Source organism: Rhodococcus sp. NPDC004095, assembly GCF_053604015.1.
This window is the reverse complement of the sequence record NZ_JBSGGS010000011.1, coordinates 113,329-129,946: the sequence shown is the minus strand read 5'-3', so window position 1 is coordinate 129,946 and position 16,618 is coordinate 113,329. Positions and strand designations below refer to the sequence as shown.

Sequence of the window (16,618 nt, the reverse complement as noted above, 5' to 3'; positions counted from 1 at the left end):
CGTATTGACATGATTCTCATCTGCCTTCACGCGGACAGCGCCCGAAAGTGGTCGTGGGCTAGACGCATATCGCGTTCACGGTCGACGCCGGTGAAGGGTTCCTGGTAGGTGATGCCGTCGACGGTGAGGTCGGCCGGCTTGAGGGAGCCCTTCTTTCGGTACTCGGATGCCAGCTTCGTTGGGAGTTGGCGGCCGGTCGCGTCGTACAGAGCTTCGCGCTCGTACTTCTGTAGGACCGGGAACTGGGTGCGGTAGATCGTCAGTAGTTCCTCGGCAGTGATGCCGAGCATGATCGCGACGATCGCGTCAATTTCGACGAGGGCTTGGCGCCGATCGGCAGCACGGCGGAGCGGGGTTGCTCGCTCCCACGTTGGGGCGACCTCACCAAGTGGGGCGCGGTCGGAGTAATGGACACCAACACCTGGAACCCATGCGTCCGTTTGCCACTCTGGTGCAAACCGCTCTTCCCAGAGCGGCGCATACGGCTGAACAAGACAGTTGAGGCGTAGAGTTCGCAGGATCAAGTGTGGCTCAAGTGGATGGTTTCGGACATGCGGGAGTCGCGACACTGCGCCGGCATTTATATGTCCTGAAGTCGAGATTTTCATCATGAAATCGCTGACAATTGATGAGGCAATGCCAGCTGAAACCACGAGATCCGCGCTTGAGCTCGTCGCCAGGGAGTACACCGTTAGTAGGTGCGTCGGGCCTGGAGGAACCAGTGCCGGATGAAATGTTCGCACGGTCGCGGTGTCTGCCATCTCGCGCCACGCAAGTCGGTAGAACCGAGAACTACGCTCACCATGCCATTTGGGGTAGCCGGCAAAGTACTGATCATGGGGCTTGCCAACCTGGTAGTTCGTACGGGGGATGAAGCTGTCGCTGATCGTATCGAGATCGAGGATCGCGTTGTCCTGCCGGCCTTTTGGATTCAGATTCGGCTGTTGATACAGCGGCGTCGCAACTGTGACGTGTATACCCTGCAGGATGACGTCCTCCCACGTTTGGGGAACAGCGACGCGGGATTCGAAAAACCCGCGCTTGCGATCGATCGTTTCGTTCCATCCAGCAGTCCACTCGAAGGCCAAGTTCCCTAGGCGTGGGGCGCTCGCGATCTTATCCAATACCTCGACACTGGCGCGGTTCACCGGATACAGCATCCGCGCCTCGTCCGGCGGGGTGCCGGGTTCGTCGATTAGTCCTGCCCACATCGAGAGCACCGATTCATCAACGCGGACGACCCGCTCCTTGTGCGGACGCATGTCCCACTGATCGTCCTCGTCTCGGACGCCGGGCGCCTTCCCGGATCCGTCGTGTGTGAGCGACCGCTCAAGGACGACAGGGTTGTACAGCCAACCTGCGTGCAGGAATTCGATCTTGTTGCGCTGGGATCCGTACACGTGGACACCGAAATCGCGCTTGTCGCTGATCTCTTGGAAGATGTACGCGTTGTTCTTGAACTGCCAGTGTCGCCGCAACCGGCGATATGTGCTGCGGCGCAGGTTTTTTGCGCGGAGCTCGGCGAAGTGTCCTTCGGGATGGATCATTCCGACGATGCCCTCATGCGTCATCGCTCGCCAACTGTGCACCATGAAGCATCGGTACAGATCTGTACGCAATCCCGTAAGTGCCGGACGGTCGACACCGGAACTCAGGTTTGCCGTGGTCCCAGTCTGCGTTGCCCGCTCGTCGAGAAGCTGGCGGAGTGCGCCAGGATGGGTGAGTGTATCTATCCGCTTGAGTCGTTGGGTCTCCTCTGACTGCTTCTCGGCTAGTTGCCACCAGGGGTCGAACTCCGCAAGGACGCCGGTTTCGTCCCAGTCGGGCCGCACCCAGGGTGGGTTACCGACTTGCAGGTCGAAGCCGCCCTTAGCGAATATCGGTGCGAAGTCGAGCTCCCAGTGGAAGAAGCCTTGCCGCTCGGCGATCTCCTGCGCGACATCCAGCCACGGGAACTGGTGGTACGCATGACCAACCGTCATCACGCGTGAGAGAAGTAGGTCGTTCTCCTCCGCGAAACCGAGCTCCTGCCAGCTGGTATCACGGCCGATGCTCATCTGCCCACGCCGTTCGGCTGCGGTCTCCTTCACCGGCACGCCGAGGACAGCCTCGAGCCCGCCCACCCACTGATCCCAATCCGGCGGCTCCATATCCGTCGTCAGGGGCCACGACCAGATCGCGCACCACGCGTCCATCACTCGGCGCAGGCGCTGGTACGCGCCGTTCGGGTTGCTCAGGACGTTCTCGATCTCCTCACGCGTCACCGCCGGGGTGTGCTCGACCGGTTCAGAACCCCACAGGTGGATGTCGCGCCGGATCTCCGACTCCGCGATCGTCAGCCGGCGAAGCGTGAACTCCCACAACGTCTCCACCCGCTGTGCGAGCGCGGCAAGGCGTTTGACGATCGCTTTGCTCGGAGATTTGCGGATCTCGTTGCGCCACAGTCGCAGTTCCTCACGCTTCTCCGGCGCGTAGGTCTTGGCCTCGGTGGTGTCGATCACCGCGCCCCAGCCCTCCGACGGCAACAGGAAGTGGTGGATGCCGGCGCCGATCTCCTCACCCAGCGGCACATCCTTTGCCGGGGTCTTGAGCCACTGCTTCTTTGCCAACAGGTTCGGCGCATACACCGACCGCCGCGCTCCGATCAGGGAGTTGCCGCGGCGCAGGTGCAGGCCGAACCACGGAGCCTGCAGGCCGGCGACCATCGTGTCGAGCCATAGCGAGATCTCCGCGAGCTCGACGGCGGTGGCGTTAAGGTCCACGCCGTACACCTGGTGCAGGGCGATGTGCGCCTTCACCTTCTGCAACTCGACCGGGTACTGATCGGCGTCGATCAGCTCGCCCAGATCCTCCTGCTTCCGCTTGAGATACTCGGCTGCGAGCTGTCGGACCGCCTCGATCGCGAACGCGCCCGACCCGAGGGCGGGCTCGCAGATCGTCAGCTCGAGAATCTGCTCGGGGGTCGTTCGCTCGCCATTCTGATCCAGTAGCTCTTCGAGGGCCTCCGACACGACGAACTTCGTCAGCACCTCGGGGGTGTAGTAAGACGCCGACTGCTGGCGTTCGCGGCCGGCGAGCCGGAACACGAACGTGCCCTTGCGGTGCAGTACCGGCTTCTCCTCGCCGGTCGCCTCGTCGACCACACGGACGAAGTCCTTCTCGTCCAGGTGATCGGAACGGTTCGTCGGGACCACCCAGGAGCCCTTCTCTGAGTCGCCGTTCTTCGCGACCTCGTACAGATCCTCGTCGGCGAAGAAGCCGGTGTAACTCATCAGACCCTCGTACACCGCGCCCAGCTGGTTGATGCCCAGCTCCGCGTACGAGATGAAGCCGCGGTCGGCGCCCCGACGTCCCTTCGACTCCTTCGACAGCAGCAGGTGCTCGAGCACCCGCTGCGTGGCCTCGTTGCCGAGGCCCACCTTGTCGATCAGCGCGGTCGACTCAGGCTTGAACAGGTCTGCGCGCAGCGGCTGGAACTCGAGGCCCGGTGCGGGGTCGTCGGGGTTGTCGTCCCGGACGGCGGGGGTGTGGCCGCGGTCGACGAGCCTAAACAGCGTCGCCAGCGACTCGTACAGGTGGGTGCCGGTGCGGGCCTGCTCCGATACCAGCTCGGTGAGCGTCAGCTCGCGCAGCCGGTCCAGGCCGTAGCCCTCCTCGTACTCCGCGGCACCGGTCGGAAGCACCCGCATCTCCGGGGACGCCTCCGCATACAGCAGGAACAGGATCCGATACAGGAAGCGCAGTGAATGCTTCGCGAGGTCCTGTCCGTCGATCCCGTCCAACGTCAGGCCCTTGGCGCCGCGTCGCCTCACGACCTCGTTGGCGATGATTTCGATGGACAGCCGGATGCCCTCCCGCAGGTCCTTCGACACCCCGACGGTGTGTTTGACCGAATCCTCCAGCACCCCTGCCCACCAGACGTTGCCGTCCGCGTCGGGCAGCAGCGCCTGCTTGCCGAACATGGCGGCGACGCGGTCGATCTCGCCGCCCTTCGCCTCGTGCCGGCGCTCGGCGACCACCAGTAGGTCGACGGCCAGGTAGCGGCCCTCCGCCCAGCGTTCCGCCTCGGCGAGCAGCAGCCACTGCCCGGCCTGCACCACCACGAACGCCGGCGGCGCATCCGACCGGAACGCCGCCGACACCGCCTTCGACGCCGACTCGATCAGCTTGCCGTCCTCCACGGCCGGGGCGATCAGCAGGCCCGTATCCGGGTCGAGGAGGTCCTCGATCGACGTGACCGGAACCGACTGCAGGAAAAGCACACTCGCGACGCCATCAAGCTTTGCGTCGGGGATCTCCAGCTCGGAGCCGGCCCGCTCGGCGGTGAACGTCGACAGTGCCGCCGGGTAGCCGAACGTGGTCCGCGTCAGGGCGTGCGCCTCGGGTGCGGCGTCCGGGTTCTCCGCCAGCCCGGCCAGCGCGGTCTGCAGCTCCGTGGTGGCGCCGAGCAGGTCGTCGCGGACCGTCCCGCGGCCTTCCTTCTTCTCCGCATCCCACAGCTTGCGCAGTTCGAGCACCTTGCCGTGGAACGACTCCTTCGCCGAGTCGGTGGTGAAGTAGTGCTCGCTGATCCAGTCCTCGCCGATGACGATGGAATCGAAAGACGCCACGACCTACTGGTCCTTTCCGGGAACGATGAGCAGCAGCGGGCGCACCAACTGCTGGGTGGGGGCTAGGGATTCGGCGAGGCGCTGCTCCTCCGCGATGCGGCGGGACAGGGTGTCCACCTTCTTGCGCTGCCCGGCGACGAGCTCGAGCTGCTCGGCGCCCGAGTGCCAGCGGTCGGCGCGCTTCCGCCAGCTCGCGAGCCGCTCGGTGGCTGTGCGCTCCTGCGCGCCGAGGACGAGGTGCATCGCCGTCGTCGCCTCGTCCACCGCGATCGGCACCAGCGCGCGGTATCGCTCGGCGTCCGCGACCGGTCCGGGGTTCGCGGAACCGGGCCGAAGCCCGGTGTCGGCGGTGAGGAAGTCGAGATCGGCGAGGGTTTCCACCACGCAGAACGATGGATTGCTCGGATTGGGGAACTCGGCCGTCGAGAACACCCGCGAGATCAGCTGCCCACGGCGGTTCATCAACGTGCCCATCAGCAGCACCGTCGGGGAGTCCACGTCGCCGCGGATCACGAAGATCTGGTTGCGGCCCAATGCACTCAGGGCGCGGTCGCTCGCCCAGTCCAGCACCGGGTGCAGCGGGCCCAGGAAGTGCGCTTCCGGCCACGTCGTGTTCGCGACGCCCTTGCCCTCCTTGGCGGCGGCGAGCTGCGCGTTGCCGACCTCCGGGGAGGTGGCGAGGGTGAGGCGTTCGAGCACCCTCCCGTGCTGCAAGTAGTTCTGCGGCAACTGCCCGAGCCGCTGCCGCAGGTCCCGCGGTGGCGTCAGCTCCGCGACAGCATGGTTGGCGTGCACCGTCCATCCGACGCCACCGGCCTCCGGCTTCGCGTGCGGCACATCGTGGAACGCAGCTTTGAGCGCCTCGTCGAGGAAGGTGAGGTCGTCGGCGTACAGGCTCTGCCGCGGCGCCTGCGGCAGCGCGTTCTCCGGTGCGTCGTCCTCGGTCTCGTCGAGGTCGAACTGCGCGAAGAACGCGTCCAGGTCGTCGCCGGTCGCCACGTCGTCGATGTCCCGGATCTGCTCGTCGAGGGTGGACTTGCCGACCAGGACGTCGCGGATCGCGTTCTCCTCGTCCGTCACCGAGTGCTTGCCCATCAACGATGCGACATCGCCGAGGGTGCCGTGCGCCTGGTTCTCCCGCTCCAACAGCCGCGACAGCACCCTCAGGTCGCCGGAGAAGTCCGGATCCGACGGTTCGAGGATCAGCGACGAGATCACCGGCGGATGCTTCTGCCCGTACCGGTCGACGCGGCCGTTGCGCTGCTCGATCCGGATCAGCGACCACGGGATGTCGAAGTGGATCAGGTGGTGGCATTGCGCGTGCAGGTTCACGCCCTCGGACGCGACGTCGCCCGTCACCAGCACCCGGATCGGGGAGGTCTCCAGCTTGAAGCTGTCCACGATCTCCTGCTGCTCCACATCGGACAGGCCGCCGTGCAGCATCGCGACGTTCTCGGCCTTGAGGCCCAACGCCTTCGGCAGGTGCTCGGTGAGCCAGCGCAGCGTCGCGACCCGTTCGGCGAACACCACCGCCCGGGTGCCGGACTTCGCGCCGACACCGATCTCCTTCAGCCGCTGCACCAGCGCGGCCTGCTTCCCGGCCGACTCGTTCAACGCCTGCGCGTTCAGCTCGTCGAGGGTGGTCAGCGCCGCGACTTCGGTGGCCTGCGCCGGGACGTGCGGGTCGAGTTTGCCGCGGCGCTGCTTGATCGACTCGGCGAGCGCGGCGGGGGAGGACAGGAACGCCTTCGCCAGGGTCCACGGAAACAGCGCCTTCGTCTCACCCGAGTACGGGGAGCGGCCCGACTGCGGGTGCAGCCACGTCTGCGAGAGCTCCTGCGCGACGGCGTCTTCCGCGGGCGACGGCTTGATGAGTTTGTGGACCGGCTCGGCGCGTTCCGCCCAGTCGCTGCCGACCTCCGCCGCGACTTCGGGGTGGTGCCGGTGGCGGCGGATCAGCAGCGAGGCGACGTCGTCCTTCGTGAACGAGCCGTCCGCGGCGACGGCCGTCGGATCGAGCAGTCGCAGCAGCTCCGCGAACGACTCCTCCCGGCCGTTGTGCGGTGTCGCCGACGCCAGGATCAGCGCCTCGGTGTTCGGGGCGAGGACGCGGGCCAGCTCGTTGTTCTGGGTGCCGACGTTGGTGAGGTTGTGCGACTCGTCGATCACCACCGCGTCCCAGTGCTGGCGCTGCAGGTGCGCCTTGTAGCGGGGGCTCTTGAGAGTATCGATCGAGATGATCGCCCGCTTGAAGTAGGTGAACGGATTGCGGGTGGCCGGCAGCTTCTGGCGCACCTTCTGGATGCCCGCCGAATCGAGCCGCACGAACGGCAACGCGAACCGGCACCACAGCTCGTGCTGCATCTGCTCGAGCACGTGCTTCGGGGTGACGATCAGGATCCGCTCACCGCGCCCACGCCGCACCAGCTCCGACAGGATCATGCCGATCTCGAGCGTCTTGCCCAGGCCCACCGCGTCGGCGATCAGGATGCGTGGGCGGATGTGCTGCGGGTCGAGGGCCTTCGCCACCGCTGCGCGCTGGTAGCCGAGCGAATCGGCGAGCATCTGCGTCGACACCGTCAGCGTCTGGTCGCCGTAGGGGAACGGGGTCTTGCGCAGCAGCGCCTCGAGCCAGAGCCGGGAGTCGCGGTATCCGGAGGAAGCGTCGGCGACCACCTCCGCGTTCCGCGGGTCCTGCGGCACGATCTCGTCGAGGCTCGAGTAGAAGGTCGCCGTGGCGTCCTTTACCAACTCCGTCAGCCCGCGGGCCTTTACCAGCCAGCCGTCCGAGCCCTGTTCGGCGGACGTGACCAGCCACTCCTCGTCGCGAACCACCACGATCGAGCCGGGGGCGACGTTCAGTTCTGTGGTCGGTGCGGAAATGGTGCAGCCCTCCGGAGTGGTGACGTGTGCTCGGAAACGTTATCGCCTGGTCCGGGCGATATGTAAGCAAGGTTCATCGTGCCGTCGAACGTGTCATTCGATTGGACGACAGTTGAGAGCTCAACGGTTCGGTTGTCGGTGGGCTGTGGCACAGTAAATCGCGCTGACCAGCGGGAGGAGTGGCGTGGGATCGTTCCTGAAGGACCAGGCGGGTGACGAGGAGTTTCGGATCCGTCAGGGCCTCGAGAAGGTAGGTCTGTTCTTCGAGCTCAACCTCGACGAGGACGAGCTGCGGCGTTGTCAGGAGCTGTTCGGGCGCATCGCTGTGTACGACCTGCGCGTGGACGACTCCACGCTGCTCATCAAGCGATACCCCGCACTTACGCTCGCCACCCTCGTCGGGCATGCCGGCCTCGCCTACGAACAGGGTCGGTACTGGGAGAGCTTCTGGGACGAGCTCGGACACGATCGCGACCAAGACTTCGAGAACGCGCTCCGCAAGGCGTTGCCCGATCTCCTTCGCAAGTTCGGCCTCCGGGATTTCCCCGAGTTCCGCGGACCCAACTACGTCATGGCGATGGCCATGCACGCCGGCATTCCGGTGCGCTGCCTCGGCGACCTCATCGAGACCATCGAGGGGCATGTCCGGCAGGGGCGTGACGCGACGGGCGCGGCGCTTCTCGAATGGATGACCGCGCCGGGCATGGAGTATCGGCTCAATCGCCTCGACGCGCCGGTCCGCAACTTCCTCAAGTACGGCGGTGAGATCGCCGTCGACATCCTCGACCGGATCATCGAGTTCCTCGCGTTCACCCTCGACAACCCCGAGGTCTGGAACAACCTCGAACTCGACACATCCACCACCGGCCTCCCGACAGTGCTGCTCAACGGACTCATCGAGCACCTGCACGAGCGGCCGTTCCTCTCAACAGGCGACGGACCGGCGGAGTCGCGGGGAATCCGTCAGCGCCGCACCCCGGTGATCAGCTACTCGGTACAGGACGACGAGGTACTCGTCGGAGTGCCGTACCCGGACGTCGACGCCGACGTGCCCTGGAAGCTGACCGTCGCCGGCAGCACCCGCGAGGTTTATGCGGAGAGCGGGTGGGGAGTCGACGACGGAGAACACCCGTTGACGCCTGTCGCGGTCACAGCCCCGGCGCGCGAGGTGCTGCTCGTCCACGACGCATCGGGCACCAACCACACCGTCCCCGTGTTCGACTCCGCCGACCCGCTGCTGCTGTTCACACTCGACGGCAAACTGCTGCGGCGCACCGCCACACTCCCGCGCGGACTCGTGTTGGCGATGCACCCGAAGGACGCCGCGGTGATCGACGCCGCGACCGACACACCCGTGCGGGCCGCGGACGATCCGCGGGTGCCGTCCGGGTGGACCGGCTGGCGAGTTGAAACCCTCGATCTCGCCGGACACGACTCGATCCTGCTGCGCCGCAACGGTCGCGACGACGGCCCCGTGCGTGGCATCCGCACCCTGGGATCGCCGACGTTCGTGCCGGCGGACCCGGTCCCCGGCCTGTACACCCCGAACGGACTGCGCGTCTACACCGAGCGACCCTGTGTGGACCTGCCCCCGTACGTCGGGTCCGAACCGGTGCTGTGGCGGGTCCGCGCCCGCCGATCGGGTGACCGAAAGTGGCTCGTCGACTGCGAGTGGGAATCCGGTACCGAAGAAACAACTCTCGACCCCTTCGACGGTGTCGAGGCGGGGTTGCTCGGCCTGTACGAGGTCGAGGTCACGTGCGACGGTGGCGGCGCGGATCTTCGCGCCACCCTGTTCCTGGCCGAGGGCGTCGGTGTGGACCACGGCGGCAGGTTCCGTCTCCCTGTCTCCGGCGGCCTCGGAGCCAGCGTCAGCACCCTCATCTCGGCGCACGGGCTCACCGTCGACACGCCAAGGGTGAGCTTCGGCGTCGCCGACCGGGAACGCGAGATCCGTGTCGGTGCCGGGAATCGCGCCCAGAAGCTGGTGGTGCGTCCGCCGTACGCCGAGGCGCGCATCGACAAGGTAGGTACCCCGGCGCAGTGGCGGACCTCGCCGCAGGCGGTGAGCCCGCGAGACCTCGAGGAACACGCGATCATCGCGGTCCGGGTCCCTGGCGCAGCCCGTGCCACCTTCGTGCTCGTCGACCAACACGATCATCCGGTGCAGCAGGAGACGTCGGAACGACCGTCGGACAACGTCTTCCAAGTGTCCACCCGCCGCTTCGTCGACACCGCACGCCGAGTCGGTGTGTGTAGCCTCGTCGCGATCGTCGAGGACGAGTCCGCTGTCAGTCATCGGATCACCGTCGCTGACGTGCGACCCGCGAGACTGTGCGAGCGCGTGCATATCGACGGCGCCGACCTGGTCTTCGAGCAGCTCGCCGACATCGACGATCCGGCGGTGTGGGTGTGGGCGGCGACCGCGCCGTGGCGCCCCCTCGTCCGCCTCGACATCACCTCCGGCCGCGCCACGCTGCCGGAGGAACTGCGCGAGGCCGGCGACCTCATCGCCCAGGTGTTCGCCGACGACCCGTTCTCCATCGTGACCCGCCCCAGCCGACCCGATCGGGACGCACTCCGGGTGGCCCAGCTCGGGTGGGTGCGCGACGACAACGCTGCCCGCGATGGGCTTGCCCGATTCCTCTCCGGTGTCGGGCAGCCGCCGCTGATGCGGGAGGCCACCGGTGCGGCCTGGGCTGCGCTCGCGCTGCTGCCCTGGGACAGTACCGACCCCGAGTCGGAGCGACTCCGCGGCGGCCTGATCCGCGTGCTCGGACGTCACCCGCGTGCCGCACTGGAGGCGTTGGGCAGCAGCACCATTCCGCAGGACCAGATGATGTCCCTGCTGATCCGCACCCAGCTCGTCGACAGCCCCTACTCGGCCAGCTTCACCCTCAACGATCTGCACCCGAATGCGTGGGTCGGCTGCATGGTCGAGATCTCCGACCTGCCGTCGTTGCGAGATCGGGGTCGCGCGGTGGCGGGGGAGCGGGCGGAAACACTCGCCTACCTCGAAACCCAGGGCGGGCGGGTGCTGATGGACCTGCTGCGTACCGGGAAGATGGGCGACCCCCGATCCGGCGTGTTCGACCGGAACGTCCTCGCAGTGCACGCGATGGACCCCGCCCGGGTGGAGGAGCTGTTCGAGCACTTCCGGCTCGTGCCCGGCGCGCTCCTCGACATCGATACCCGCACCAGCGCCACCGTCGACGCGTTCCACCGTCGCGCCGACTGGATGGACGAACCCCTGTGCCGCGACCTGCCCGGTTACGTCAACAAGGCGCTGCGGGAGGTGAAGAAGGCGTCCCCGGCACTGTACGACTTGGTCGCCGCCCGAAACGAGGCGCTGCACGGCGTGGACGTCGGAGCGCACCCGTGGATGCTGCTGTCCGTGCAGTCGCTCACCCTCGCCGCCGTCGCCCGGCTCGAGGCCCGCGGCGAGTTCGCTTACTCGCCGATGACCACCGACATGCGCGCGGCCTGGGCGAAGATGGCCGAGCACTTCCCGGCGATGGTGGCCGGTGACCTGTTGATCGCGGAGGCGCTCGCGGCGCACCTCGCGCACGGAGACCTGATCGGAGAGACCGCATGACCGACCGCCTCGACCCCCTCGCCGCCGGGGCCGGAATCGACGCGAGCTACAAGCGCTATCTCAAGACGCTGCTCGCGCCGCGCGACCCCGAGCTCTCCGCCGCCTTCGATACCGCCGTCGACGAGTCGACGCTGCTGACGAAGGGTCCGATGCTCGAGCTCACCCCGCCCTACGCGCCCGGTGCCTCCCTCACCGACCTCGTCGCCGACGGCACCCTGCACCGCGACTTCCCCCTGCTGGCCAGCGACGCCCTCCCGCTGGGCCGGCCGCTGTACCGGCACCAGGAGACCGCGATTCGCAAGGTCGTCTCCGGGCGGAACCTGGTGGTCAGCACCGGCACAGGCTCCGGCAAGACCGAGAGCTTCATGCTGCCGATCCTCAACGCGCTCATCACCGAACGTGCCAGCGGCACGCTCGGGCCGGGCGTGCGGGCGTTGCTGCTATACCCGATGAACGCCCTCGCCAACGATCAGCTCAAACGGCTCCGGTCGCTGCTCGCCGGGATGCCGGATCTCACCTTCGGCCGGTACACGGGGGAGACCGAGGAGTACACGCGGGACGCGGAATCGTCCTTTCGAGCCGCCCATCCCGGGCAGCAGCGGCTGCCCAACGAGCTGCTCAGCCGCGAGGAGATGCGGGCCACCCCGCCGCACATCCTGCTCACCAACTACGCGATGCTGGAGTACCTGCTGCTGCGTCCCGCCGACCTCGACCTGTTCGACGGCGACCACGCCGGCACCTGGCGGTTCATCGCGCTCGACGAGGCGCATGTCTACGACGGTGCACAGGGAGCCGAGGTCGCGCTGCTGCTACGCCGCCTGCGTGAACGGGTTGGTGGCACCCGACCGCTGCAGTGCATCGCTACCTCCGCCTCGCTCACGGGCCGCACCCCCGCATCGCAGGGGGACGAGGCAACCACGTTCGCGCACAACCTGTTCGACGTGCCCTTCGAGTACGTTGACGGCGAGCAGTCCCGGCAGGACCTGGTAACCGCGACCCGGCAGACCCGCCGCGACGCACCCACCTGGGAGTTGGACGACGAGCAGCTTGTGACGCTCGCGCAGTCGGGCGCCAATCTCTCCGCGCTCGCCGAGCACGGAGAAGGCGGTGACCCGGCCGACGCCCTCCACGCCGAGCGGCACATCGCGAACCTGCAGTCGATCCTCTCCCGCGGGCCCGTCGACGTGCGCGGTCTGGAAGGGCAGCTGTGGCCGGACGACCCGGATAGCGGCGGCAAGCTCGAGGCACTCGTCGCTCTTGGCTCCAAGGTTCGCGACACCGCGGGGAACCCGGTGCTGTCCGCGCGGTACCACATGTTCGTCCGCGCCACTGAGGGCGCGTATGTGGTGTACACCGACGCGGGGCCGAAGGTGCTGCTCGGTCGTCACGAAGTGGATCCCGAGACCGGGCGGGCGGTGTTCGAGTTCGGCACCTGTCAGCGGTGCGGCGCAGTCCACCTGGCCGGAAACCCCGAAATCCGCCAGGGGCGAGAGTACTTCCGACCGGTCAAGTCGGAGGAGAGTGCCCGCTGGCTGGTGGTCACCGACACCCGCGGCGACGATCTGATCGACGAGGACGAGGCGACCCTCACCCAGGAGAAGGATACGACGCACGAAACGAGCATTCGGCACCTGTGTGCCGGATGCGGTGCCCTGGGGGGCGAGACCTGCACCGAGTCCGACTGCCCCGGCGGTCCGGTGCTGCGGGTCCGTCAACACGCCACCCGCACCAGCGTGATGAGCAAGTGCACCGAGTGCGGCGCCCGCGCCCGGCAGGTGATCCGCCGACTGCGCACCGACACCAACGCGGCACCGGCCGTCATCACCACCGCGCTCTACCAGCACCTGCCCCCCGCCGACGACGTGACGGTCGAGGAGATCGGCGAGGGTCGAAAACTGCTGATGTTCTCGGACTCCCGGCAGGCGGCAGCGTTCGCCGCACCGTACCTCGACAAGACATACGGTCGGATGCTCGAACGCCGCTACCTCGCGCTGGTCCTCGCCGACCCGCGATACCGGGACGACGAACTGTCCGCCGACGACCTCGCCGGCTACGCCGCGAAGAAGGCCCGGGAGGCGTACCACTTCCCGGAATCGGCGACCAAGGGTGAGATCGTGCGTGCGGTCAACCCGTGGGTGATGGCCGAGCTGACCGCGATGGACCAGCGGCAGTCCCTCGAAGGACTCGGCTTGATGGGCGTGCGGCTGTTCCGCCCACGCCGCGCCGAGCTGCCGCCCGGCTTCGCCAAGATCGGCCTGACCGACGACGAGACCTGGGGGTTGTTCGAGGAACTGCTCAAGATAGTCCGGCTCCAGGGCGCGATCACCCTCCTCGACGACGTCGACATCAAGGCCGAGATCTTCGCACCCCGCAACGCCAACATCCGGATCCGCTCGACGGGTTCGGACGCCACCAAGAACATCATGAGCTGGCTTCCGGGCGGTCGCCCCGGCACCACGAACAACCGAATCCTGCTGGTCCGCAAGGTGTTGGAAGCGCTGGGATCGGACATGGCCGCCGATCGCCTGCTCCAGGCGTGCTGGACGTTCCTTGTCGAGAACGGCTACCTCAAGCTCGCAGCGGACAAGTTCGCCGGCGACACCTACCAGGTCGATCACGAGAAGCTTCGCATCCGCTCCGGCGCGGACTGTGCCTGGTACCAGTGCTCGGTGTGCAGACGACTGACCGCCAACGACCTTCGCGGTGTGTGCCCGCAGGGCACCTGCGCAGGAACGGTGACACCGTTCGAGATTCCCGCCGTCGAACAGGACAGCCACCACTATCGGACGATGTACCGGACGATGAATCCGGCGCCACTGTCGGCGAAGGAACACACCGCGCAGTGGGCGTCGAAGAAGGCGGCGTCCATTCAGAAGGAGTTCATCGACGGCAAGGTGAATGTGCTGTCCTGCTCGACCACCTTCGAACTCGGCGTCGACGTCGGCGATCTCCAGTCGGTGGTGCTGCGGAACATGCCGCCGAAGACCGCGAACTACGTGCAGCGCGCCGGCCGTGCCGGCCGCCGCGCCGCGTCCGCCGCATTGGTGCTCACCTACGCCAAGCGCAGCTCCCACGACCTGTCCAAGTACCAGAACCCGGTGTCGATGATCGCCGGCGAGATGCGTATCCCGTGGATTCCCATCGAGAACGAGCGCATCGCCCGACGGCACGCACACTCCGTTGCCCTCGCTGCGTACTTCCGGGACCGCTACGAGAACGACGGCCTCAGCTGGAAGCACGCCGGCGACTTCTTTTCCCCGACCGAGGATGGTCAGGACTCGCCCGCGCAGCAGGTGCGGCAGTTCCTCACCCCGGTTCCGGACCGGGTGGACGCCGCGCTGAGGGACGTGCTGCCACCCCCGCTCCTTTCCTCGATCGGTGTCGACGACGGCACCTGGGTGGAGCGCCTGTGCGATCTGCTGGCGATCGCCGAACAGGAGATCTGCACCGACCTCGACACCTACCGTGCGCTGATCGAGGAGGCCAAGGCCGCCGACAAACTGGCGTTCGGTGGCCGCCTTCAGAAGACATTGCGCACCATCGAAACCCGTCAACTGTTCGGCTATCTCGCGAACAAGAACATCCTGCCCAAGTACGGATTCCCCGTCGACACCGTCGAACTGCGCACCGTGCACTGCGAGGGCGACGTCGGCGGGTCGCTGGAACTGTCCCGCGACCTGAGCCAGGCCATCTACGACTATGCGCCCGGAAACCAGATCGTGGCCGGCGGCAAGCTGTGGACCTCCCGCGGACTGCACAAGCTCCCGAAGCGGGAGCTGGTCGAACTCAAGTACCGGACATGCCGGGACTGTGGGCAGTTCCAGAGCGGACGCGAACTCGACATCGACGAGGTCTGCCCCAGCTGCCAGCAGCAGTTCGACAAGATCCGCACGTTCGTCGTCCCGGAGTTCGGGTTCGTCGCCGACCGGAAGGTCGAGGACGTCAAACCCGAGCCACCCGAACGGCGTTGGGGCGGAAGCAGCTACGTCGAGAGCCTCGGCGAGATCAGTGACCCGTTCCCGTGGGTCTCCACAGGAGGTGTGGAGGTGCGGGCGCGTGCCGGCACCCGCGCGCGGATGGCGGTGATCTCCGACGGTGGTGGGCCGGGATTCCTGTTGTGCGGGCGTTGTGGGTGGGCGACGTCGGTCGCCGGGAAGGGCGGCAAGGCGACCAGGGGCGCGCACAAGCACCCGGTGACGGACAAGCCGTGCGAGGGCTCCACCCGGATCGTCTCCCTGGCCCACCGCTACGAGACCGACATCGCCGAGCTCTCGTTCAGCTCGATCGCCTACGACAGGGGCTCCGTGGGACGGTGGCTGTCGGTGCTCTACGCGCTGCTCGAAGGCGCCTCCGAGGCGCTCGAGATCAGCCGCGACGACATCGAGGGAACGCTGTCGTGGACGGCGGACGGCCGACGCAGTCTCGTCCTGTTCGACACCGTCCCCGCTGGCGCCGGCGCGGCCAAGAAGATCGCCGAGAACCTGGACAAGGTCATCCAGTTCGCGGTCGACCGGGTGACCCGATGCGACTGCGGAGAGGAGACCTCGTGCTACGGCTGCCTGCGCTCGTTCCGCAACGAACGCCACCACGAGCAGCTGTCCCGCGAGGGTGCGCTGTCGATCTTCGCGGAACTCGAGGTCGAGGCGACGCCGGAGGTCGTGGACGGTCCCTGGGGTGAGGAACTGGCATACACTGCCCAGACCGTCGTCGAGCTGCTGCTGGCGCTGTCGCTGCGCGGTGTCGCCAAGCCCGACCTGGGCACCGACCTGGGGAAGAACTACTGGCCCGTCGAAGCGGTGTGGCCCGAGGTGCGCGTCGTCCTCGTCGACGGAGAAGATCCGGACCGGGACTACGAGCTCATTGACGAGGGGTACACGGTGATCAACGCGGAGGACACCGATGCCGACCAGCTGGTGCCACTGCTGCCGACGGTCTGATCAGTCGGCGGCGCCGTACTGCTCGGCGAGCTGATGGTAGATGGGGGAATCGCCGGCCTCACCCGATCCGGACGGGATCGGGTGAGCGCCGCCGGTCTTCTGAGAGAGGGCCGGAAACGCCTCATAGATAACTTCGAGCAACTGCGCCGCCATCGCGGCGTCGATCTGGATCGACTGGCTGCTCTTCGGCTTCGACTTGCGCTGATCCGACCCGAACGTCGACAGGTGCAGCAGAAGCTCGCCGTCTGCATCGAGGACCGTGCTGTGAAAGCAGTCGACCAAGCTGGTGTGCGCGGTGATCGACTGGGTTCCCTTGTCGAGGGAGCGGATTCGTGCCATGTCGGCATGGTATGCCGACGCGGTTGTCGACCGGCACCCGACTGGTGGCAGTCTTTCGCCTCTGAGCAACCAGCCACGTGCATCCCTAACCGAACCAATCACTCGGACTTGTGGAGAGTCTCGAATGCCGTCGTGCCGTTCACCGCATCTCGAAGACCTGTCGTTTCATCGGGAACGGGACATACCGTGACCGTGCGTAGCGCACCTCGACCGAATGAGGTCCCGAACCGGCGCCCGCCGGGTACGTGCCGACG

General features: G+C 67.0%; 5 protein-coding genes. 2 read left to right on the top strand and 3 right to left on the bottom strand.

Annotated elements, in window-relative coordinates; translation table 11 throughout:
• Nucleotides 1-26: 26 nt before the first annotated feature.
• Both ACWEPG_RS21550 and ACWEPG_RS21545 read right to left on the bottom strand, forming a co-directional pair.
• Nucleotides 27-4,610, bottom strand: coding sequence for a DNA methyltransferase (locus ACWEPG_RS21550; protein ID WP_452595258.1), 4,584 nt, complete (start codon nt 4,608-4,610; stop codon nt 27-29).
• A gap of 3 nt (nt 4,611-4,613) precedes the next feature.
• Nucleotides 4,614-7,445 (bottom strand): helicase-related protein, encoded by a 2,832-nt coding sequence (locus ACWEPG_RS21545; RefSeq protein WP_452595299.1) that lies wholly within the window; start codon nt 7,443-7,445, stop codon nt 4,614-4,616.
• A 232-nt stretch (nt 7,446-7,677) separates the two neighbouring features.
• Between ACWEPG_RS21545 and ACWEPG_RS21540 the strand changes: the two genes are divergently transcribed.
• Together ACWEPG_RS21540 and ACWEPG_RS21535 are read left to right on the top strand one after the other, a co-directional pair.
• Nucleotides 7,678-11,088 carry a hypothetical protein gene (locus ACWEPG_RS21540; RefSeq protein WP_452595257.1) on the top strand — a complete coding sequence of 1,137 codons (3,411 nt, stop codon included), beginning with the start codon at nt 7,678-7,680 and terminating at the stop codon, nt 11,086-11,088.
• Entirely contained in the window at nt 11,085-16,025 is a 4,941-nt protein-coding gene (locus ACWEPG_RS21535) for a DEAD/DEAH box helicase (protein ID WP_452595256.1), read from the top strand. Before ACWEPG_RS21540 ends, ACWEPG_RS21535 begins: the two co-directional genes overlap by 4 nt.
• On the opposite strand, the gene ACWEPG_RS21530 is transcribed toward ACWEPG_RS21535, so the two are convergent.
• A complete protein-coding gene (locus ACWEPG_RS21530) occupies nt 16,026-16,364 on the bottom strand; it encodes a hypothetical protein (protein ID WP_452595255.1) in 339 nt (112 codons plus the stop codon).
• Between the last annotated feature and the right edge of the window lie 254 nt (nt 16,365-16,618).

Bases quoted from the DNA above. Each gene is read 5' to 3' on its own strand.
- ACWEPG_RS21535 (WP_452595256.1), top strand. From the start codon at position 11,085: ATGACCGACCGCCTCGACCCCCTCGCCGCCGGGGCCGGAATCGACGCG.
- ACWEPG_RS21530 (WP_452595255.1), bottom strand. From the start codon at position 16,364: ATGGCACGAATCCGCTCCCTCGACAAGGGAACCCAGTCGATCACCGCG.